General features: G+C 64.2%; 17 protein-coding genes and 5 tRNA genes. 11 read left to right on the forward strand and 11 right to left on the reverse strand.

The genetic code is table 11. From position 1 onward, the window contains the following. Positions 1 to 120: 120 nt before the first annotated feature. From KY495_RS17330 to metG, 7 genes are all read right to left on the reverse strand, one after another. Positions 121 to 474, reverse strand: coding sequence for a hypothetical protein (locus KY495_RS17330; protein WP_219880616.1), 354 nt, complete (start codon positions 472 to 474; stop codon positions 121 to 123). Continuing rightward, the gene (gene panC, locus KY495_RS17335) at positions 474 to 1,313 is read right to left on the reverse strand and encodes a pantoate--beta-alanine ligase (protein ID WP_219880617.1); all 840 of its coding nucleotides are present in this window, start codon (positions 1,311 to 1,313) and stop codon (positions 474 to 476) included. Before panC ends, KY495_RS17330 begins: the two co-directional genes overlap by 1 nt. A gap of 37 nt (positions 1,314 to 1,350) precedes the next feature. Beyond that, on the reverse strand, positions 1,351 to 2,178 hold the full coding sequence (locus tag KY495_RS17340; protein ID WP_229518638.1) for a ScpA family protein: 828 nt from the start codon (positions 2,176 to 2,178) through the stop codon (positions 1,351 to 1,353). A 114-nt stretch (positions 2,179 to 2,292) separates the two neighbouring features. Next, complete coding sequence (locus KY495_RS17345) at positions 2,293 to 2,502, reverse strand: DUF3460 family protein (protein ID WP_219880619.1); 210 nt, start codon at positions 2,500 to 2,502, stop codon at positions 2,293 to 2,295. Between the two features lie 111 nt (positions 2,503 to 2,613). Then, entirely contained in the window at positions 2,614 to 3,933 is a 1,320-nt protein-coding gene (locus KY495_RS17350; RefSeq protein WP_219880620.1) for a hypothetical protein, read from the reverse strand. A 132-nt stretch (positions 3,934 to 4,065) separates the two neighbouring features. Beyond that, entirely contained in the window at positions 4,066 to 4,545 is a 480-nt protein-coding gene (locus KY495_RS17355; RefSeq protein WP_219880621.1) for a GNAT family N-acetyltransferase, read from the reverse strand. 43 nt (positions 4,546 to 4,588) lie between these two features. Further along, complete coding sequence (gene metG, locus KY495_RS17360; protein ID WP_219880622.1) at positions 4,589 to 6,739, reverse strand: methionine--tRNA ligase; 2,151 nt, start codon at positions 6,737 to 6,739, stop codon at positions 4,589 to 4,591. A 153-nt stretch (positions 6,740 to 6,892) separates the two neighbouring features. Here metG and apbC point away from each other — a divergent pair, with 153 nt between their 5' ends. Continuing rightward, positions 6,893 to 7,981 carry an iron-sulfur cluster carrier protein ApbC gene (gene apbC, locus KY495_RS17365; protein WP_219880623.1) on the forward strand — a complete coding sequence of 363 codons (1,089 nt, stop codon included), beginning with the start codon at positions 6,893 to 6,895 and terminating at the stop codon, positions 7,979 to 7,981. 539 nt (positions 7,982 to 8,520) lie between these two features. After that, complete coding sequence (locus KY495_RS17370) at positions 8,521 to 9,717, forward strand: hypothetical protein (RefSeq protein ID WP_229518345.1); 1,197 nt, start codon at positions 8,521 to 8,523, stop codon at positions 9,715 to 9,717. Between the two features lie 93 nt (positions 9,718 to 9,810). Here KY495_RS17370 and KY495_RS17375 read toward each other — a convergent pair whose 3' ends face one another. Next, positions 9,811 to 11,331 carry a vanadium-dependent haloperoxidase gene (locus KY495_RS17375; RefSeq protein ID WP_219880624.1) on the reverse strand — a complete coding sequence of 507 codons (1,521 nt, stop codon included), beginning with the start codon at positions 11,329 to 11,331 and terminating at the stop codon, positions 9,811 to 9,813. A 236-nt stretch (positions 11,332 to 11,567) separates the two neighbouring features. On the opposite strand from KY495_RS17375, the gene gltX reads away from it, so the two are divergent. From gltX to KY495_RS17405, 6 genes are all read left to right on the forward strand, one after another. Beyond that, positions 11,568 to 12,962: a glutamate--tRNA ligase gene (gene gltX / locus KY495_RS17380; RefSeq protein WP_219880625.1), complete on the forward strand. Its 1,395-nt coding sequence runs from the start codon at positions 11,568 to 11,570 to the stop codon at positions 12,960 to 12,962. Between the two features lie 66 nt (positions 12,963 to 13,028). Then, positions 13,029 to 13,104 (forward strand) — tRNA-Ala (locus tag KY495_RS17385). Between the two features lie 59 nt (positions 13,105 to 13,163). After that, a tRNA-Glu gene (locus tag KY495_RS17390) sits at positions 13,164 to 13,239 on the forward strand. Between the two features lie 129 nt (positions 13,240 to 13,368). Next, positions 13,369 to 13,444 (forward strand) — tRNA-Glu (locus KY495_RS17395). A 42-nt stretch (positions 13,445 to 13,486) separates the two neighbouring features. After that, positions 13,487 to 13,562 (forward strand) — tRNA-Ala (locus tag KY495_RS17400). Positions 13,563 to 13,591: 29 nt separating this feature from the next. After that, positions 13,592 to 13,667, forward strand: a tRNA-Glu gene (locus KY495_RS17405). Between the two features lie 61 nt (positions 13,668 to 13,728). On the opposite strand, the gene KY495_RS17410 is transcribed toward KY495_RS17405, so the two are convergent. The 3 genes from KY495_RS17410 to KY495_RS17420 all read right to left on the reverse strand — a co-directional run bounded on the left by KY495_RS17410 (position 13,729) and on the right by KY495_RS17420 (position 17,885). Next, complete coding sequence (locus KY495_RS17410) at positions 13,729 to 15,903, reverse strand: S8 family serine peptidase (protein ID WP_219880626.1); 2,175 nt, start codon at positions 15,901 to 15,903, stop codon at positions 13,729 to 13,731. Continuing rightward, positions 15,887 to 16,180: a hypothetical protein gene (locus KY495_RS17415; protein ID WP_219880627.1), complete on the reverse strand. Its 294-nt coding sequence runs from the start codon at positions 16,178 to 16,180 to the stop codon at positions 15,887 to 15,889. Before KY495_RS17415 ends, KY495_RS17410 begins: the two co-directional genes overlap by 17 nt. A gap of 67 nt (positions 16,181 to 16,247) precedes the next feature. Beyond that, positions 16,248 to 17,885, reverse strand: coding sequence for a hypothetical protein (locus KY495_RS17420; protein WP_219880628.1), 1,638 nt, complete (start codon positions 17,883 to 17,885; stop codon positions 16,248 to 16,250). A 376-nt stretch (positions 17,886 to 18,261) separates the two neighbouring features. Here KY495_RS17420 and earP point away from each other — a divergent pair, with 376 nt between their 5' ends. The 3 genes from earP (at position 18,262) to KY495_RS17435 (ending at position 21,837) form a co-directional block, all read left to right on the forward strand. Then, complete coding sequence (gene earP, locus KY495_RS17425; protein ID WP_219880629.1) at positions 18,262 to 19,434, forward strand: elongation factor P maturation arginine rhamnosyltransferase EarP; 1,173 nt, start codon at positions 18,262 to 18,264, stop codon at positions 19,432 to 19,434. Between the two features lie 112 nt (positions 19,435 to 19,546). Further along, complete coding sequence (locus KY495_RS17430; protein WP_219880630.1) at positions 19,547 to 20,122, forward strand: elongation factor P; 576 nt, start codon at positions 19,547 to 19,549, stop codon at positions 20,120 to 20,122. A 131-nt stretch (positions 20,123 to 20,253) separates the two neighbouring features. After that, a complete protein-coding gene (locus KY495_RS17435) occupies positions 20,254 to 21,837 on the forward strand; it encodes an amidase (RefSeq protein WP_219880631.1) in 1,584 nt (527 codons plus the stop codon). The last annotated feature ends 8 nt before the right edge of the window (positions 21,838 to 21,845 follow it).

Consider the following 21,845-nt stretch of genomic DNA (forward strand, 5'->3'; position numbering starts at 1 on the left):
TGATTTCGGCCCGTTTAAGTGGTCTGACCCTGGCGAGGGGAAATTGATTTTGATTCGTTTAAGTGGTCTGACCCTGGTGGTGGGAAACTTAATGGGGTAGAGTTGCGGCCCATTCCGGGTCTAGATGAACTGGATGCCCACGCCCCACAACAGATACAGCGCGGGCGCACCAAGGAGGAGAGCGCGCACGAGGCGGACCGTGCGGGCAGACGCTGTCAGGGCCACGCGGTTGGCGCAAAGCAGCGCGCCGGCGATCACCGCTCCCAGCGCCGGCACCAGCGAGAGCAGCAGCGTCATCTGCTTGCCCAGGGTGCAGCCTCCCTCGAAATTGCTCTGGCAGGGCGTGAACACGTCCAGGGCCATGCGCACTACCCAGTAGGCACAGAGCGCGTAAAGCGCCGCCAGGAGCAGCACGGCAAGCCAACTGAACAGCCGTTCAGCCTTGGCCACCTGGCCAGGTGAGGCTGGCGTCATCAAATTTCGAGGTTGTCGATCAGGCGCGTGGTGCCCAGCTTGGCCGCCGCGAGCACGACCAGCGGGGCGCCCTGGGCCAGGTCGCCCGCCGTCGGCGGCTGCAGGTCAATGCGCTTGCGGATGGAGATGTAATCAGGCTTCCAGCCGCGGCCGGCCAATTCTTCCATGGCCTTGTGCTCGAGCTGGAATACGTCCAGATGACCCGCCCGCACTTCGCCGGCGACGGCGTTGAGCACCTGGTACAGCGCAGGCGCTTCGGCACGCTCGGCATCGCTCAGGTACATATTGCGCGAGGACAGCGCCAGCCCGTCTTCGGCACGCCAGGTTTCGGCGGCGATGATTTGCGTCGGCAATGCAAACTGGCGGCTCATGTTGCGGACCATCATGAGCTGCTGGTAATCCTTCTTGCCGAAGACGGCGACCTTCGGCTGCACGCAGGAAAACAGCTTGAGCACGATGGTGGTCACGCCGGTGAAAAAGCCGGGACGGAACTCGCCTTCCAGGGTGTTGCCGAGGTCGTCCGGAGGCCGCACCCGGAATTCCTGCGGCTCCGGGTACAGATCTTTTTCCGTCGGCGCGAACAGGACATAGACCCCTTCCTTTTCCAGCTTTTCGACGTCGGCCTGGAAGGTGCGCGGGTATTTGTCGAAGTCTTCGTTGGGCCCGAACTGGAGACGGTTGACGAAGATCGACGCGACCACCGGGTCGCCGTGCTTGCGCGCCAGGCGCATCAGCGACAGGTGCCCTTCGTGCAGGTTACCCATGGTCGGCACGAAGGCGGTACGCAATTGCCCGCTCAGCTGGTCGCGCAATTCTTCAACGGAAGAGATGATTTTCATTGGGTAAATCCTGGGTAAGGGTAGGGGGGCGGCAAATTTAAGCGGGAGAATAGGCCAGGCGCACGTAGATCGGTGCAAATGGCTCGGCCTGGGTAATTTCTATCAGGGTTTCCTTGGCCAGTTCCAGCATGGCGACAAAGTGGACCACGACGATCGGTACCCCATGCTGGCCTTCGAACAATTCGCCGAATTCGACAAAGCGTGACGATTGCAGGTGGCGCAGGATGGCCGTCATGTGTTCGCGCACGGACAGTTCTTCGCGGCTGATGCGGTGATGCTGGACCAGGGTGGCGCGCTTGAGCACGTCAAGCCAGGCTTGCTGCAGATCGGCGGGTACCACCTCCGGCCAGGTCGGAGTATTGCTTTGCTCGATGAAGAGCTGGGGCCGCACAAAGTCGCGCCCTTCCTGGGGCAGGGCGTTCAGGTCGTGGGCGGCCAGCTTGATCTGCTCGTAGTCGAGCAGGCGGCGCACCAGTTCGGCGCGCGGGTCGCCCGCCTCTTCATCGTCGCTCTTGCGCTGGGGCAGCAGCATGCGCGACTTGATTTCGATCAGCATGGCGGCCATGAGCAGGTATTCCGCGGCCAGCTCCAGGTTGTGCAGACGGATCTGGTCCACATACTTCAGGTATTGCAGGGTGACCTGCGCCATCGGGATGTCGAGGATGTTGAAGTTTTGCTTGCGGATCAGGTACAGCAGCAGGTCAAGCGGGCCTTCGAAGGCATCCAGGAAGATTTCCAGCGCGTCCGGGGGAATGTACAGGTCGCTTGGCATGCGCAACAGCGGCTCGCCATACAGACGGGCGATGGCAGCATCGGCAGGCGGTGCGGCATCGGCAGGCGGTACGCCAGCTGCCGCCTCGGCCATCGCATCGGCTGCGTCGGCCGCCGGGGCATCGATCACGGCAGTGTCAGCGGACCCGTCGAGCTCGCCGGGCGGGGCGCCGGCCCCCTGGTCGGGCACCATGGCTGGGCGGGGCGCTTACAGCTTGTTCTGATACACGTAGGCTTGCTGCTTGACGCGCGACGCGTTGCGGCGATCGAGTTCATCGAGCGTCAGCGGCGCTTTGTCCCACAGCAGGGAACGGCCTTCCTGCTGGCCTTGTTCAATGGCCGGATTCTTCGCCTTGAGCTCGGCGATGAAGCGCGTGTGCTCCGATTCATACATCGAATGTTGTTTGGAAAATTTCATAATATGAGAAGTTAATGCGATGAACGCTATTTTACCGCAGTGCGGCATGGCGGCACCGATTGGCGGGCGGCGCCGTCACACCGCCGTACGCGGTGCGGCAGCGCTGCCTGCTTAATCCGGGTGCAGGGCGTTGAGCTGGCGCGCCACGATGTCGTGGTTGAGCCACAGCACGGGGCCGATCTGCTCGGCGGCGCCGTGGAACATCAGGGGGCCGGCCGCTTCCAGTACCAGCGCGCTCAGGTGGTCGGTAATGAGGGCCTTGCGGTCGCTGTGCAGCCTGGTGATTTCTTCGGAGGTACCGATCATGACCTCAGCCAGCGCCGGGGTATTGTCCATGGGCCAGGCGCCAAAGTCGCGGAAGCTGGCGCTGGTGGCGTCGTTGTTGTAGGTTTCAATCATGTCGATGATGGTTTGCAGGGCCACGCCTTCCTGCAGCAGGGCCTGGCAGGCATCCCACTGCTGCTGGGCCCACTTGCCGCCGCCTTCGCGCTTGAGCGCCGACAGCAGGGGGAACAGCGACAGTTCCACGCCCACGAAGATGTCGGAGGAATTGGTGCGGATTTCCGGGCAGTTGAAGACAGTGGCGTGGATGCCCTGCGCCCAGGCGGCCGAGGCCACGCTTTCCAGGCGCATCTTGGCGTAGCCCTGGGTGTAGTTGGTGTACGTTTGCCACTGGTACTTGCCGTCGATCAGGATCTCGGTGCCATGGTAGCCATAGGCCGTGTAGCGGGCGCTGCCGCCGGTGGCTTCCATGCGCGCGCGGATGGCGGCGCTGGCGGTGATGAGGTGGCCCAGGGTATTGGCGGTGACTTCATCGAAGTTCATCAAGATCAGCTTGCCCAGGTCGCTGTCAAGCAGGGCGCGCGACGACATGAAGCGCTCGCCGCGACCCTTGTAGATGCGGTTGGCGATGGCCAGGAAAGCCTTGATGCGGGGAATGCCGCCGGCCATGGTGTGGGCGAAAAAAACGTTCTTGCCGTCCGGGATCAGCTTGTCGATCTCGGCCATGACGGTGGCGGCGGAGCTGGTAAAGCGGCGCACGCCGGCTTCGCGGCAGCGCTCGATCTTGGCCCAGTCCAGTTTGTCTTCCTGCCAGCTCTTGAGGGTAATCCCGGACAGCATTTCCGTCGGGTTTTGCTCGCCTTCCGGCGCGTCCATGTCGAAGCCGGCCATGAGTGGCACGTTGATGATGCGCCCGCCCAGCTTTTCTTCCGCCTCGGCCAGTTCTTCCGGGTTCAGCGCGCGCAGCACGCCATGGTCGTCGCGCCGGCCCACGGTAATGCCAAGGATGGTCATGCCGGCCTTGCGCGCTTCATCGATCAGTCCGTTCACATAGCCGCGGCCGAACAGCTCGCCAAACAGGACGAAGACGTCGCCCTGGCGAAACATGGACGAATGGGGAATGTGCCTCAGGGAAGTCAATTCGGTCATAGTAGTGTGCACTCTAAAGGTCAATGAGCGGGTGTCTGGCCCGTTGTTGTTGTGGTCGGCTTACGCTATGCAAACGCGACATTATAGCGCCGCCGACGCCGTCGTCAGCGTGATTTTCCCGCGTCCTGGCCGCTAGTGATCCAGGTAGCGGCGCATGACACGCGGGGCCGGTTCGGCCGGGTTCGTATGGGAATAGTCGAGTTCCTCGGCCAGTTCGAAGGCATAGGCCGCGTACAGGTCCAGCAGCCGCGGCTGGTCGCTGCGCACGGCCAGGCGCAGCTCGTGCGTGTTGCTGGCCAGGGCGTGGTGGATCACCGCTTCCAGCAAATGCTGGGAAAGATTGCGCCCGCGACAGTGGGGCAGCACGCCCATGCGCCGGATTTCCCAGGTGGCGGAATCTTCATCGTGGGGGGCAAAGCGCACGGAACCGACAGGCGTGCCGTCGAGCAGCAGGATAAAGGCGCCGCCGCTGCGCAGCTCGTCGCGCACCCGCTGCGCCGTTTCCCGGTGGCCGCTGGAGGTGACCGGTACCTTGCCGGCCCAGGCCGCGCGCGTGAGGCTGGCGATGAGCTCGGCGTCGACGATGCCGGCTTCGCGCACCATGATGCTCATGCCGGTACCAGCCCGGCCCATGCAGCCGCGGGTTCGCCCATGCCTAGCGGATGCGCATGCCCGGCTGGGCACCCGGCCATGGTTCGAGCAGGTACAGGCCGGGCGCCGCTTTTTCGTCGGCTGCCGAGGCGCACAGCACCATGCCTTCGGAAACGCCAAATTTCATCTTGCGCGGCGCCAGGTTGGCCACCAGCACGGTCAGCTTGCCGATCAGCTGTTCAGGCTGATAGGCCGACTTGATGCCGGAGAAGACATTGCGGTGGCGGCCTTCGCCCACGTCCAGTGTCAGGCGCAGCAGCTTGTCGGACCCGTCCACGTGCTCGCAATGGACGATTTTGGCGATGCGCAGGTCGATCTTGGTGAAGTCGTCGATCTTGATCTCGGGGGCCAATGCCTCCACACCTTCTACCTTTGCCACGGCGTCGCTGCTGCCAGCAGGTGCGGCGGCGGCCGGCGCGCCGGCGGGCGCAGCAGCGGGCTTGTCGAACAATTCTTCGACCATCTTGGCGTCGACCCGGGTCATCAGGTGGTTGTAGGCGCCGATCGTGCGGCCAAGCATGGTGTCGTACACGGCGGCGCCACTGGTGTCGCCCCACGCGAAGCCGTCGTCGCGCAGAAATTCGCCCACGCGCGCGGCCACCTGCGGCAGCACGGGCGAGAGCATGATGGTGAGCTGGCGGAACAGGATCAGCGCCGTGGTGCAGACATCGTGCAGCTCGGCATTTTTCTCCGGGTCCTTGGCCAGGATCCATGGCTTGTTCTCATCGACGTACTGGTTGGTGATGTCGGCAATTTCCATGATCTCGCGCAGGGCCTTGCCGTATTCCCGTGCGTCGAAATTGGCGGCGATGCTGGCCTGGCGCTCGGCGCCGTCCACCGTCAGGGCGCGGCTCAGCCACTGCTGGGCCTGTGGCGAGAGGCGCGCCGCCAGCTTGCCGTCAAACTTCTTGGCAATGAAGCCGGCGCAGCGGCTGGCAATATTGACGTACTTTCCGATCAGGTCGCTGTTGACGCGGGCCACGAAATCGTCGCCGTTGAAGTCCAGGTCTTCCACCTTGGAATTGAGCTTGAAGGCAATGTAGTAGCGCAGCCATTCCGGATTCATTTTCAAGTCCAGGTAGCGCAGCGGCGAAATGCCGGTGCCGCGCGACTTGGACATCTTTTCATTGTTGACCGTCAAGTGGCCGTGCACGTTGACCTTGAGCTTGTCAATGATCGGATGCTGGGCAAAATTGAGCATGGCCGGCCAGAACAGCAGGTGAAACGAGACAATGTCCTTGCCGATAAAGTGCACTTGTTCGGTGGCCGGATCATTGAGCAGGGCATCGAAATCGATCCCTTGCTTGCTGCAGTAGTTTTTCAGGCTGGCCAGGTAACCCACCGGGGCGTCCAGCCACACGTAGAAAAACTTGCCCGGCGCATCGGGAATGGGAATGCCGAAGTAGGGCGCATCGCGCGAAATATCCCAGTCGGCCAGCTTTTCGCCGGATTCGCCCAGCCATTCCGACACCTTGTTGACCATTTCCGACTGCAGGCGGCCCGGGGTGTTGAGCCACTCCTTGAGAAAGGTGAAGCAGCGCGGGTCGGACAGGGCAAAGAAATACTGTTCGGACGGCTTGAGAATGGGCGTGGAGCCGGTGAAGACCGAGAACGGGTTCACCAGTTCGGTGGGCTGGTAAGCGGCCCCGCACACTTCGCAATTGTCGCCGTACTGGTCCTTGGCGCCGCACTTGGGGCACTCGCCCTTGATGTTGCGGTCGGCCAGGAACATGCCCTTGACCGGGTCGAAGAAGCGGTCCACGGTCTTGGTCACGATCAGGCCGGCGTCGCGCAGCTTGCGGTAGATGCCCTGCGACAGCTCGACGTTTTCGGGCGAGTCGGTGGAGTACCAGTTATCAAAGGCGATATGAAAGCCGTCCAGGTATTGCTGGCGCCCGGCGGCAATCTTGGCCACGAAATCCTGGGGCGTGATGCCTTCCTTTTCGGCCGCAATCATGATCGGGGTGCCGTGGGTATCGTCGGCGCAGACGAAATGGACTTCGCGCGGGCGCTGGCCGCCATGGCCATCCCCATCGCGTTGCATTCGCTGAAAACGGACCCAGATATCGGCCTGGATGTACTCCATCATGTGGCCGATGTGGAAGGCTGCGTTAGCGTAAGGCAGGGCGGTGGTGACGAACAGCTTGCGGGTCATGGTTGCGCTTTTTGATGAGTATTGGAAAAAGAGTAGCGCATTTTACCAGCGCTTGGGATCGGTGAGCACGGTCCGCCGGCCGGCTTTGCCCTTTTTGCAGGGAGGGCAGGGGCGATTTGCGCTAAACTGCGGGCCTTACTTCCGGAGATTTTCATGAGCATCACAGTAGAAGACGTCAAGGCACGGCTGGCCGAAGTCATCGATCCGACCACGCACAAAGACCTGGTTTCATCGAAAAATATCAAGAACGTCAAGATCGACGGCGCCGACGTGACGCTCGACGTCGAGCTGGGCTATCCCGCCCGGAGCCTGCTGGGCGCGATTGAAACGGCGGTGCTGGCGGCCCTGCAGAGCCTGCCGGGAATCGGCAAGGTGCGCGCCAACGTGACTGCCAAGATCATTTCCCATACCGTGCAGCGGGGCTTGAAGATCATGCCCAATGTGAAGAACATCATTGCCGTGGCTTCCGGCAAGGGCGGGGTGGGCAAGTCGACCACGGCCGTGAACCTGGCGCTGGCGCTCGCGGCCGAGGGCGCCAGTGTCGGCATCCTGGACGCCGATATCTATGGCCCGTCGCAGCCGATGATGCTGGGCGTGTCCGGCCAGCCCATCACCAAGGATGGCAAATCGATGGAGCCGATGGAAAACCATGGCTTGCAGGTGTCCTCGATCGGCTTCATGATCGATCCGGACGAGCCGATGGTGTGGCGCGGTCCCATGGTCACCCAGGCCTTGCAGCAATTGCTGGAACAGACCAACTGGCGCGACCTGGACTACCTGATTGTCGACATGCCGCCGGGCACGGGCGACATCCAGCTGACGCTGTCGCAAAAGGTGCCGGTCACGGGCGCCGTCATCGTCACTACCCCGCAGGATATTGCCTTGCTGGACGCACGCAAGGGCTTGAAGATGTTTGAAAAAGTCGGCATTCCGATCCTTGGGGTGGTGGAAAACATGAGTACGCATGTGTGCTCGAACTGCGGTCACACCGAAGCGATCTTCGGACACGGCGGCGGCGCCAAAATGTGCGCCGACTTTGGTGTCGAGTTCCTCGGCGCCTTGCCCCTGACCATGGCCATCCGGGAGCAGACCGATTCCGGTACCCCCACGATGGTCGCCGAACCCGATGGGCCGGTGGCGCAGATCTACAAGGAGATTGCGCGCAAGGTCGCGGTAAAAATTGCGGAAAAGGCCAAGGATATGACGTCCAAATTCCCAAGCATCGTGATCAAGAACGACTAAGGCCGCGGTCGGGCTGCACCTTCAACGGTGGGCAGTGGGGCGCAAGGTCGCAATGAACAGGCGTGCGCCCTGTGCGCCGGTGCTGCCGGCGGCAGCGCGACTCGCAACCGCCCCGCCGCGATGCATTGCCGGGGCGCGGCCTGATCGCCGCGATCATTCCCGTATCGGCCAGCTCGATCCTGTAGCGCTTGCCTTTGCTGCGCCACCATTGAATGATCATGAAGACAACCCATCCTGTCAGCTTCGCTTGTCGCGTTAGCAATTCGCCTGCGTGCGCCAAGTTTCTCCGCGCCGGGTGCTGCATCACCATGCCATTGCGCGTGCGCCACCACCCGGCGACCCAGTCCCGCAGATTGCCCTTTGTAAAATCTCGGCATCGCTGTGCCGTTAAAACTTGCACAACGCCGTTCAATCGAACACAGCCGAGATAACGCGGCAGTTCAACACTTTGGCAGGCCGTTTCCCATGGGATACTTTCTATCAGCAAGTGAGCGCAGTGATGCGGTCGCATTCGATAGACCTTTTAGGAAATGACTTTCATGATCAAATCTTTACGCTTCGCTGTTGTCTCCACTTCCGCCTTCCTGGGACTGGGTTTTGCGGCCAGCGCCGCTGCCGCCACCTTGAACGTGGGTCCCGGCATGACCTATTCCACCCCGTGCCGCGCCTTTGCGGCCGCTGCCGCGGGCGATACCATTCTCATCAACGCCGGCACCTATGCCGGCGACGTGTGCGGAATCTACAAGCACAATCTGATCATTCGCGGCGTTAACGGCCGTCCGAAAATCGATGCAGCCGGCCGCAATGCCATGGGCAAGGGAACCTGGGTGGTCGTCGGTAACAACATCACGGTGGAAAATGTTGAGATGACGGGGGCAAAGGTGCCGGACCGTAATGGCGCCGCCATTCGGCTGGAAGGCACCCACTTCACGCTGCGCCACAGCTTCTTGCACAACAATGAAAACGGCATCCTGACCGGCGCTAACCTGAACAGCAACATCCTGATCGAGCATTCGGAATTTGGCCGCAATGGCGCCGGCACGGGCCAGACCCACAACCTGTATATCGGCACGGTGCGTACCCTGACCTTCCGCTATAACTTTTCGCACGACGCCCACGTGGGCCACAACCTGAAGTCGCGCGCCCAGACCAATCATATTTTGTATAACCGCTTCTCCAGCACGGCGCCCGGCCAGACCGGCACCACCGCCAGCGGCCAGCCAAGCTATGAAATCGATCTGCCCAATGCCGGCCTGTCCTACGTGATCGGGAATGTGATCCAGCAGCCGGCCGCCAACCAGAATCCATCCATGATTTCGTACGGTGTGGAAGGGGCGAATAATCCAAACCATCACTTGTATGTGGTCAACAATACCTTCCTCAATGACGACACGGTGCGCGGCACGTTTGTCCTGGTGGGCAGTGGCGTGAGCAAGCCGGTGCTGATGCAGAATAATATTCTGGCTGGTACCGGCGCGCTCAGCAACCGCACCAATGTGATCCAGAAGACCAACTACCGGTCAGTGGCGCCCGGTTTTGTCAACCGCGCCACCTACGATCTGCGTCCCACCGCCAGTGCGCTGGTGATCGACGCCGGTTCGGTGCCGGGCGTGTCCGTCACTGGCGCTTCGCTCAAGCCTGTGGCTGGCTACAAGCATGTCAGTACTGCCATTGCACGCCCGGTGACCGGCGCGATCGATATTGGCGCCTACGAGGCCACCTCGGTCGCCCCGTAAGCCTCCCTGGGCGCTGGGCCGGCGCGGCAGTTCATTTCAACACCCCGCATGCTGCTGCCTGCGGGGTGTTTTTACTTGCGCGCGGCGCTGCTCTTATGCCTTGCCGAGCCAGTAGGCCTCCGCCTTTTCCCACACCAGCTCACCCACCCGCTGTCCCAGCACGCGGCCATCGCGGTCGGCGGCCGGAAAGTGGATGCCGGCGTAAATGCGCGACTGGCCGGCCTCACATGCGGCGGTGGTAAAGGTATCCCAAAACAGGTGAACGTCGGCGGCAGGCGCGGCCGGTTCGGTCACCAGCGAGCGGGCCGCGATGGTGACGCCGTGCCTGAAGCTATCGCTGCCGGTAAAGCGGCGCAGGATCACTGCCGACGCCGAGCTGTAGGTGCTGTGCCCGGACACATGGTCAGGGAAGGGGGGCGAGGCCACTGCCGGGCGCTGGAAGGGCATCCATGCCTGGCCGGCAATCGGACGCAGGCCGCCGGCGGGACCTTCGGGGCCGTATCCGTCGATGGTGCGCCCTGCCAGCAGGTAGCGTACGGCCGTGATGGGCCGCGCCGAATCATAGGCCCGTTTGGCGTCCCATGCGGCAATGCCTGCATCGAACAGGGCGTTGGCGAGGGCGAAGAACATCCGGACGTCGGCCTGCTCGGTGTGGTGGTCGCGCGCCGAGACAAACTGGGCGAACTGGCTCCAGTGGCCGACCGGCAGTTCGCCGCTGGCGCCGCCGGCCCAGTATTCGGCGCTCGCCTTGTGCACATCGGTCAGGGCCAGCTGCACGGCCACGATCTCTTCGGCCTGGGCGGCAAACAAGGCGCTGCCAAAGGCCGCCGGCGCCGGCGGACGAAACTGGTCGCCCCGCTCGAGGGCGAAGGGGCGCACGCTGCCCCAGAATGGGGTGGCGTAGGTCTGGATGCGCAGGGCGCCGCCGGCATCGCGCCAGGCGAGCGGCTGCCAGCGGTCGGGCCGGGCGATGGCGTCGCGCGGGGTGTCCTGGCCAATCAGCAAAGGGGCATTGTTCGGGGTGTAGCCGGTATAGTCGGCATAGGCAATGCCGCTGGCGCTGCGCGTACCGAGCTGGTTGGCGCCATCGCCATGCATCCACGCCAACAAGGCTGCGGCCGAGAGTAGCCCCACGCCCTGGGGAAGGTGGGGCTCGGTGACCGCCGGCGCGGGCTCGTAGCCCAGTGCCTTCAGATGCGCATCGAACACCTCACCCTGGGCGGGGAACAGGTCGCGCAGGACACCGTGGGCGGCATAGCTGAGCGCCATCACCTGGTAGGGCAGGGTATGTTCGGCGGCCGGCCGCCGCATGGCGGCGCCGTGGCGGGTGCTGAGCGCCACCGGGTCGTAGGCGGCCCAGGCGTTGAATATGGCGGTATGGACAATGGCCAGCACCCGCGAGGCCACCGTGGGCGGCATGGCGGCCGTGCGGGTGGCGGACAGGGCGACATTGTTCCAGCTGACGGTCACGCGGCTGGCTGGTGGCGGCGGCGCGGCAGGGTGGGGCGCCGGCGCTCTGGCGCCAGCGCTGGTGCCGCCACCGCCGCCACAGGCGGCCAGGGCACCGCTGATGGCAGCGCCAGTGGTAAAACGAAGAAAGGTACGGCGTTCCATGATGTTCTCGCATAGATGGAAGGTTGCCGGCGCGCTAATGCCGTTGGGGCGCACGCGCTCGCGGAGTCATTCCAGTATCGGGAGTGGTTCCGGCGCCGGTGTTGAGCAGGCTCAGGCTTGGCTGCACGATCGAGGCTGGCGTTTCCCGCCGGCAGGCTGAACTGTTTGCAAAGCAAGGGCCACGGCTGCCGGCGGGCAGGCTGTAAAATAGTGGTTTTCTTTTCTGTGATTGCGCCATGACCGTCGTTCGCACCCGTTTTGCTCCCAGTCCCACCGGCTACCTCCACCTGGGCGGCGCCCGCACTGCCTTGTACAGCTGGGCTTATGCGCGCCACTTCGGCGGCACCTTTGTCCTGCGTATCGAAGACACGGATCTGGAACGCTCCACGCCCGAGGCGGTACAGGCCATCATTGAAGGGATGAACTGGCTGGGCCTGCACCATGACGAGGGCCCCTTCTACCAGATGCAGCGCATGGACCGCTACCGCGAAGTGGTGGGGCAGATGCTGGAAGCGGGCACGGCGTACCTGTGCTACAGCTCGCCGGAAGAAGTGGAAGCAATGCGCGAGCGCATGCGCGCCGCCGGCGACAAGCCGCGCTACGACGGTACCTGGCGCCCGGAGCCGGGCAAGACGCTGCCGGCCGTGCCGGAAGGGCGCAAGCCGGTGGTGCGCTTCAAAAATCCCCTCGATGGCGAAGTGAGCTGGGACGACGTGGTCAAGGGCACGATTACCATTTCCAACCGCGAACTCGATGATCTTGTCATTGCCCGTCCGGATGGCACGCCCACCTACAATTTTTGCGTGGCGGTCGACGACTGGGACATGCAGATCACCCACGTGCTGCGTGGCGACGACCATGTCAACAACACCCCGCGCCAGATCAATATCCTGCGCGCCATCGGCGCACCGCTGCCGCTGTACGGCCACCTGCCCATGATCCTGGGTGCCGATGGTGAAAAGCTGTCCAAGCGCCACGGCGCGGTGAGCGTGATGGATTATCCGGCCAAGGGTTACCTGCCGGAAGCGATGCTCAACTATCTGGCCCGCCTGGGCTGGAGCCATGGCGACGATGAAGTGTTTTCCATGGAGCAGTTCTGCGCGTGGTTCAATACTGATCACCTGACCCGTTCTGCGGCCCAGTTCAACAATGAAAAGCTGGCCTGGCTGAACAACCATTACATCAAGCAGGCGGACAATGCCCGCCTGGCCAGCCTGGCGCGCCCGCTGATGGAAGCGCAGGGCGCTCAGTTTGACGGCGCCCCTGACCTTGGCGCGGCGCTGGGCCTGATGAAGGAGCGCGCCAGTACCGTCAACGAACTGGCCGAGTCGGCCATGCTGTTCTTCCGCACCCCGCAGCCTGACGCGGCCCTGGTGGCCCAGCACCTGACGCCTGCCGTCAAGCCGGCCCTGTCCCAGTTCGCCGAACGTCTGCGTACGGTGGAGTGGAGCAAGGAAGCCGTGGCACCCGTGATCAAGGAAGTGCTTGCCGCGCATGGCTTGAAGATGCCGCAGCTGGCCATGCCCTTGCGCCTGGCGCTCACGGGCCAGCTGCAGACGCCGGCCATTGATGCCGTGATTGTTTTGTTCTCACGCGAAACGGTCCTGGCGCGCCTGCAGAACTTTCTTTGATTTTCTCGCTTTTGGGCCTTTGCATAATGCAAGTGTGTAGGCTATAATTTCGCTTCTTCGCCGGACGGGGGTATAGCTCAGCTGGGAGAGCGCTTGCATGGCATGCAAGAGGTCAGCGGTTCGATCCCGCTTACCTCCACCAAGATGTTCTGGTGAAACGCGAAGAGTGTGAAAGTCGTACTGTAGTAAAATTTGTTCCGGGTCCCCATCGTCTAGAGGCCTAGGACATCACCCTTTCACGGTGAGTACTGGGGTTCGAATCCCCATGGGGACGCCAAGGTTTAGCAGGCAGAAGTGTGCGTATCACTCCAGGCCCTGACAAGTCAGGGTTTTTTGTTGGTGCGGCGCGAAAGCAGTACAGTAGGACATAGGTCAGGATGGCATTGCCATCGTTGGACAGGTTTCTGTCCCCATCGTCTAGAGGCCTAGGACATCACCCTTTCACGGTGAGTACTGGGGTTCGAATCCCCATGGGGACGCCAGTTAATGCAGCAAGGGCCACGGCACTTGCGATTATGCTGGACGGGGGTATAGCTCAGCTGGGAGAGCGCTTGCATGGCATGCAAGAGGTCAGCGGTTCGATCCCGCTTACCTCCACCAATTTTGTAGTTGCAGTAGAAACGTTTTAGGTCCCCATCGTCTAGAGGCCTAGGACATCACCCTTTCACGGTGAGTACTGGGGTTCGAATCCCCATGGGGACGCCAGAATGCTGGTATGCAAAAAGCCGCCTTGTGCGGCTTTTTGCATGGTGCTGCGTGGCGTGCGCTACCAGCGCCCGAAGCCGCCCATTTGCGTGAGCGGGTGCAGGTGCAGCGGCTGCATCTGATGCATCTGCTGCATCTGCTGCATCTGCATTTGCTGTAACTGCTGCTGCATCGGGTGGGGCATCGCTTGCTGCGCGCCCAGGAGGCTGCCCAGCCCTGCCGCCGCTCCCGCACCGGCCTGACTTCCTCCCATCAAGCTACCCATCAGGTCCAGGCCCTGGGCTGCGAAAGCACCGTAAGGATTGCCGAATGCTGCATGACCCAAGGCGGCATGACCCAGGGCCGCATGACCCAAGGCGGGATTGCCAAAGGCGGGATTGCCCAGCGCACCCCCGCGCTGGCTCCCCAGCAGCGAGGCGATGGCGCCGGCCGCGGCACCGATCCCGGTGCCCATGTCCGCTCCCGCCTGCAAACCGACGGCCACGACAGCATCCGGCAGGCCGGCGCCGACCCGGCTCGGGTCTGCCAGGCTGACGGGCCGCGCGCTGGCGCGCAACACCTGGAACAGCCGTTCGACGCGCTCGGCCGTGCGCATCCTCAGTGCGCCCTGGAACTGCGGATGATGGGCCAGCACCAGCGCCGCCAGGCCGGTGATGTGGGGCGCGGCCATTGACGTGCCATCCCAGGCTGCGTAATTGTTGGGCGGGACAGAGGAGGGCACGGCCACCCCCGGTCCGCACACGCCGATCTGCGGCCCGAAGCAGCTGAAGCTGGCACTGAAAAAGCCATTGGCATCGACATCGGCAGTGAGCGTCTGCGCGTGGTAACTGTCTGGCGGAAATTCACCGAGTTTGCCGATGGCGCCCACCGCCAGCACATTGGGCGAGGACGCGGGGTATTGCACCGGCCCGCCCGAATTGCCGGCCGCCACAATGCAGGCAATCCCGGCGCGGCGCGCGCGGATGATTTGCTGTTCCAGCGCTTCGGACGGCTCGGCCCCGCCCAGGCTGAGGTTGACCACATCGATCTGCTTGTCGATGCAATACTCGAGCGCGTCGATCAACTGGCTGACCTGGCCGCCAGGGAACAGCTTGCAGACGTGCAGCTCGGCCTCCGGCGCAAAGCCGCGGATGCCGGACGCCAGGTCGGCCCCGCCAATGACGCCCGCGCAGTGGGTACCGTGCCCGAGCACGTCTTCGTTCCAGGTGTCGGGACTGGTTTTTTTGTTGACAATGTCAAAGCCGGCCCGGATGCGTTGCAGCTCATCGTGCGTGGTGGCCGCGCCCGAATCGATGACGGCAATCTTGACCCCCTGGCCGCGATAGGTGGAGGGCAGCTGGTCGAGCCGCATGGCCCGCTGGCCCCAGCCCAGGGTTTTCTGGCGCGGCATGCCGGCCAACCCGGCCCAGTCCGACAGGGCGCGCAGTCCCACCACGTTGATGTCGTCGGCCGTGATGTCGGGATCGCGCTGGTAAAAGCTCCAGTGGTCCAGCCGGGGCTTGACGTACAGGGCGCGGACCGAGGCCGCCGTTTCACCAAACAGGGTCAGCGTCACCTGGCCGCTGGCATCCGTGACGGCGGTGGCCGGCAGCATGCTGCCAAACAGCGACACTTCGGCATCGGGCAGCGGCGCGCCGTCCCGGCCCAGGACCTGGACCACGGCCGTGAAGGCGGGCCCGGCGTGGGGAATCACGCTGGTGGTAAAGCCCGGCTGGTACTGCACATCCATGAGCCCCAGGTACTGGTCGCGTTCGACCACCAGCCGGCCCTGGGCCTGCTGCTGGAGCACGCCGGCCTTTTGCTCGGTCATGCGCGCCACCAGCACGCCCTGGCCACCGGCGGCGCCGTCGGCCAGCATGCCAACGATATTGCGCGGACCCACGGTGTCGATCACTTCGATGTCGGGGCTGTTGCGTAGTGCCTGTTCGATCGCCGACAGCGACAGGGGCGCAAAGCCCATGGGGCTGAAGCCGTCCGGCTGGCGTGGCGCGATGAGAAACTGCTTTTTACGCTCGCCCACCGTGCGGCTGGCGCCGCCCTCGGTGCGGCCGGGCGCCGCGCCGGAGGCGGCGCCATTCGGGCCGGCGGCACTGGCGGGGCGCACCTCGCCATCGCCGCCCGCACGGGCGTCGGTACTGGTGCGCGCGGGACCGCGCCGCTCGCCGGCGCTGCTGTCCGGCCCTTCCGTTGATGTGTCTGGCGGCGCAACGGGACCGCTTTCAGGATTTTTCGGCATGGGATTTCCTTTCTGAGCGATGCAGGAAGTGCGCCGTCTTGTCCAGCAGGGACAGGGGGCGATCCCGCTCGATCGCGATATGAGGGGAGTGGCGGAAGCGCTGCTCGAAAACGGGAGCCTGGTCGGCGCACACGGCGATGACGGCCGTGTGGGGGCGCCCGGCCGGGCCGATGGTGTCGACCACCTCAAAGGCAGGCTCGGCGGTTATGCCGGCGAGGAACTGTGCCAGCGTGTCATCGTCGGCGCGGGCGCGCACGATAAAGCGAATAGTGTCCATGTGGCTCTCCTTGGGGCGGCTCCCGCCGTGGGGGCGCAAGCCGCGCTTGCCGTTCAGGCAGGACGAATCAGTGCAGGGTCGGCTCGCCGCCATACTGCATGCCGGCACCGGCGCCAAGCTGCTGGCCGGTACCACCCTGGCCCATCAACGGGCTACCCTGTCCCAGCGCGTCGGGGCCGAACGGCAGGCTCTGGCTACCCATGTAGGGCGAACACATGCCGCTGCCAAATTGCGCGGCAAATGGATTGCGCTGTCCGAGCAGGTTGCCGAAGATGCCTTGCGGCGCCAGCTGGGCCATCTGCGCAGCCTGCAGTTGCTGGGCCTGGATGTGCTGGCTCACCGGGTCGGCGCCGAACGGCAGCATCTGGCCGATCTGGCCTGCCGCCCCGCCAATGGTGCTGCCCAGGCCCGCATTGCCGAACATGCCGCCGATGGCGCCACCGAGGGGCCGCCCCACCTGGCCGATCAGGTTGCCGAACCACCCTTGCGGACTGAACTGTTGTGAAGGCTGGCCCATTTGTCCCGCTTGGGCGCTCTGTCCCATTTGCTGGAGCTGTTGCTGCAGCTGCTGCTGTTGCTGGAGCTGCTGCTGCTGCTGCCACTGCTGCGCGAGCTGTTGCTGCTGGATTTGCTGCAGCTGCTGGCTGATCGGATCGGCGCCAAAGGGCAGCATGCTGCCCAGCTTGCCGGCCACGCCGCCAATGGTGCTGCCCAGGCCGGCATTGCCGAACAGGCCGCCGATGGCGCCGCCCAGCGGCTGACCCACCTGGCCAATGATGTTGCCCAGCCAGCCCTGGGGCGCCAGCTGTTGCTGTTGCGCCTGCTGTGCATAAGCCAGTGATACCGGATCGGCCCCGAACGGCAGCATGCTGCCGAGTTTGCCGGCCACGCCGCCAATGGTGCTGCCCAGGCCCGCGTTGCCGAACAGGCCGCCAATGGCGCCGCCCAGCGGCTGGCCCACCTGGCCAATGATGTTACCCAGCCAGCCCTGGGGCGACAGTTGTTGCGCCTGCTGCGCCTGCTGTGCATAAGCGAGGGCCACCGGATCGGCCCCGAACGGCAGCATGCTGCCGAGTTTGCCGGCCACGCCGCCAATGGTGCTGCCCAGGCCCGCGTTGCCGAACAGGCCGCCAATGGCGCCGCCCAGCGGCTGGCCCACCTGGCCAATGATGTTACCCAGCCAGCCCTGGGGCGACAGTTGTTGCGCCTGCTGCGCCTGCTGTGCATAAGCGAGGGCCACCGGATCGGCCCCGAACGGCAGCATGCTGCCCAGTTTGCCGGCCACGCCGCCAATGGTGCTGCCCAGGCCCGCATTGCCGAACAGGCCGCCGATGGCGCCGCCCAGCGGCTGGCCCACCTGGCCGATGATGTTGCCCAGCCAGCCCTGGGGCGCCAGCTGTCCTTGCTGGGCCTGCAACTGCTGAAGCTGTTGCAGCTGCTGCAGCTGCTGCAGCTGCTGCAGCTGCTGTAACTGTTGAATCTGCTGCTGTGCCTGGGCCGCCGCTACCGGGTCGGCGCCGAAGGGCAGAAAGGCGCCGCCTATGCCGCCGGCGCTCTGGCCGATCTGCCGCCCCACGTTGGCATTGCCCAGCAGGCTGCCGATGCCGCCGCCGATCAGCCCGCCGAGAGGCGCACCGAGCAGGCTGCCAAACAATCCTTGTGGCGCCAGCTGCGCGCCCGTGCCGTAGTTCTGATAACCAGTCATGACTCACTCCATTCTTCTAGTGGCAGGCTGCGCCATGTCCCCGGCCGGTCCTTCATCCTTGTTCATTCTTGCCGGACCGGCGGCTTCCCTACGGGCATGCCACAGCAACTGCCCATTGCAGAATCGCGGGGCGGACCGGTAAGGGCAGTCCGCCCCGCGCACACGCCAATGTGATGTCATCCGGAGCGCGGGCGTGCGGGCGCCGCCCTTGTGCATGCGGCTGCGCCTGCGCCCCGCGTCCGGCATTGGTGACGATTGGACCGGTCTGCGCCAATAAGGTTTTGATAATTTGAGTGTTCATTTAACGGTGACTTGCGGTTGGTATCCGGGCGGCAGGTTCAGGTAAAATGGCGCGCTTCCCACCGGCCTTGACCCCATGCTTCCAACCACCTCCGCACCGACCCTGGCGATCTTTTGCAAGGTGGTCGACAATTACGGCGATATCGGCATTTGCTGGCGCCTGGCGCGCCAGCTGCAGGCCGAGCATGGCGTGGCCGTGACCTTGTGGGTGGACGATCTGGCCAGCTTTCGCCGCCTGTGTCCGGCCGTGGACGCGCAGGCTGAGGTGCAGCTGGTCAGCGGCGTGCTGGTTCGCCACTGGCATGGGCAGCCCGGTCCCTTCGGCCCCGCCGACATTGCCGACATCGTCATTGAATTTTTCGCCTGCGACATTCCAGAAGCCTATATCGCCGCCATGGCCCAGTGCCAGCCGCGCCCCGTCTGGCTCAACCTGGAAGGCTTGACGGCCGAAGCATGGGTGGAAGGCTGCCACACGCTGCCCTCGACCCATCCGCGCCTCAAGCTGGTCAAGCATTTCTTCTTTCCAGGCTTCACCGACAAAACGGGCGGCCTGTTGTGCGAAGCGGGCCTGGAGCAAGCGCGCGCGGCCTTTCAGGGCGACAGCGCGCAGCGCACGCTGTTCCTGCGCAGCCTGGGCGTGCCCGAGGCCGAGCAGGACCACACGCTGGTGTCCCTGTTCTGCTATCCCGATGCACCTGTCGCATCCCTGTTTGCCCAATGGATGCAGGGCAGTGCACCCATCACCTGCCTGGTGCCGCATGGCGTGGCCGGCGCCGCTGTCGGCCAGTTCCTGCAGGCGCCGCCGCAAGTGGGCCAGGCTGCCACCCGCGGCGCCCTGACGGTACGGGTCATCGACTTCGTCTCCCAGCCCGACTACGACAAGCTGTTGTGGTCCTGCGACCTGAACTTTGTGCGCGGCGAGGATTCCTTTGTGCGCGCCCAATGGGCGGCGCGGCCATTCATCTGGCACATTTATCCGCAGGACGAGAACCTGCATCACAAGAAGCTGCGCGCCTTCCTGGCGCGCTACGGCCAGGCTGACACGGCAGCTTTGGCGCTGGCCTGGAATGGCGCCACGCCCGTCCCCGACTGGCACGCCCTGTGGACGGCGTGTCAGCGGGCCATGCCGGCCATGGCGCCGCACTGCGAAGCGTGGCAGCGCAGCATGGGCCGGCACGGCGACCTGGCCGGCAATTTGCTGCGCTTTGCCGCCGCCATTGGTCCGACAAGCACCAAATCTCAGGTATAATGCCCGGTTAATTTCTCGTGTATTTTTATTCGATCAAACGTAGGCTTCCGGTCCACTCGGCCAGCAGGCGACAGATGATTTTTACGCAACCCACTTTTTACGTACAATTTTTATGAAACCTGCAAAAGAAATTCGTGTTGGCAATATCATCATGGTCGACGAAAAGCCTTGGATCGTGCTGCGCTCCGACGTCAACGGTTCGAGCCGCACGGGCTTCACCTACAAGTGGAAGCTGAAGAACCTGCTGACCAATAGCCCGATGGAAAACGTGTTCCGCGGCGACGACAAGTTCGACGTGGTGGTGCTCGACAAGAAGCCGGTCACCTACTCGTACTTCGCCGATCCCCTGTACGTGTTCATGGACGCCGATTACAACCAGTACGAAATCGAAGAAGAAAACCTGGGCGAAGCGCTCAACTACCTGAAAGACGGTATGGAATGCGAAGCCGTGTTCTACAACGAGAAAGCCATCTCGGTCGAACTGCCAACCACCATCCAGCGCAAGGTGGCCTACTCGGAGCCGGCGGTCAAGGGTAATACCTCGGGCAACGTGCTCAAGGAAGCGAAGCTGGAAAACGCGATCGAAGCCCACCAGCACACCGTGCAGGTGCCACTGTTCGTGTCGACCGACGACGTCATTGAAATCGACACCCGCACCAACGAATACAAGCGCGTGGTGCGCAACTGATCGCGCCTCCCGCAGCATCGTATTGACGAAGCGCGCCCGTCATGACGGGCGCGCTTTTTTTTTCGCCTGCATGCGCCATTGCGCCCAGGCACTGCTATGCTGAACCCTGTTTTTTAACGAATGGGGACAGCATGGATCGCAGGGATTTTGTGGGACTGGGCATGGCAGGGACGGCAGCATTGGCCATGGCCGCAGGCGCGGTGGCGGCGCCGGTGCGCGCCGGCAGCGTGCTCGAAGCAGGTGTGCTGGAGCAGCAGGCGCTGATGCAGTCCGGACGCCTGACGTCGCACGCGCTGGCCAGGCAATACCTGGCGCGCATCGCCGCCGTTGACAAGGCCGGCCCCCGCATCAATGCCGTGATCGAACTCAATCCCGATGCCCTCGCCATTGCCGCGGCAATGGATCGCGAGCGCCGCGCCGGCAAGGTGCGCGGCCCGCTGCACGGGATCCCGGTCCTGCTCAAGGATAATATCGCCACCGCCGACCGCATGAGCACCACGGCCGGCTCGCTGGCGCTGGACGGTGTCGAGGTGGTGCGCGATGCGCACGTGGCGGCGCGCCTGCGCGAAGCGGGCGCCGTCATCCTGGGCAAGACCAATTTGTCGGAATGGGCCAATATGCGCTCCACCCGTTCCACCAGCGGCTGGAGCGCGCGCGGCGGCCTGACCCGAAATCCGTATGCGCTCGACCGCAACACGAGCGGTTCCAGTTCCGGTTCGGCCGCTGCCATGGCGGCCAGCCTGGCGACCCTGGCCGTGGGCACGGAAACGGATGGCTCCATCGTGTCGCCGGCCTCCACCTGCGGCCTGGTCGGCATCAAGCCCACCCTGGGCCTGGTCAGCCGCAGCGGCATCATCCCGATTGCCCACTCCCAGGATACGGCCGGCCCCATGACGCGCAGCGTCTCCGATGCCGCCTTGTTGCTGGCGGCCATGGCCGGCGTGGATGCGCGCGACGCCGCCACCGCCGGCGCTGATGGCAAGGGCGGCTTTGCCGACGCCTTGAAGCCGGGCGCCCTGCGCGGCAAGCGCCTGGGCGTGGCCCGCAACTACTTTGGCCGCCACGATGGCAACGATGCCGTCATCGAGCAGGCCCTGCAGGTGCTCAAGGCACGCGGCGCCATCCTGGTGGACGTGATTGTCCCCAACACCAGCAAGTACGATGCCACCGAAGTCGAAGTGCTGCTGCAGGAATTTGCACCGGGCCTGGCGGCCTACCTCAAGGATTATGCGCCATCGGCGCCGATCAAGAACATGGCCGACCTGATCGCCTACAACCTCGCCAACCGCGCCAGGGAAATGCCGCATTTCGGACAGGAGCACCTGGTGGCGGCCAACGCCCGTGCCGGCCTGGAGAGCAAGGAATACAAGGAAGCCCTGGCCAACAACCACCGCTACGCACGCGCCGAAGGCATTGACCAGGTCATGCGCGAACACCAGCTCGACGCCCTGGTCGCGCCCACCGGGGCCCCGGCCTGGCTGACCGACTTCATCAATGGCGACCACTACGGCGGCAGCTTTTCGTCGCCTGCGGCCGTGGCCGGCTATCCGCACGTGACCGTGCCGGCCGGCTTCGTGCATGGCTTGCCGGTGGGGCTGTCGTTTGTCGGTGGCGCCTGGAGCGATGCCGCACTCATCGCGATGGCCTACGACTTCGAGCAGGCGACCCGGCACCGCAAGGCGCCGCGCTTCGCCGCCTCGGCCAGCAAGGGGTGATCAGGGCG

Origin of the sequence: Massilia sp. PAMC28688 (assembly GCF_019443445.1) — a bacterium.
Classification (GTDB): Bacteria; Pseudomonadota; Gammaproteobacteria; order Burkholderiales; family Burkholderiaceae_D; genus Telluria_A.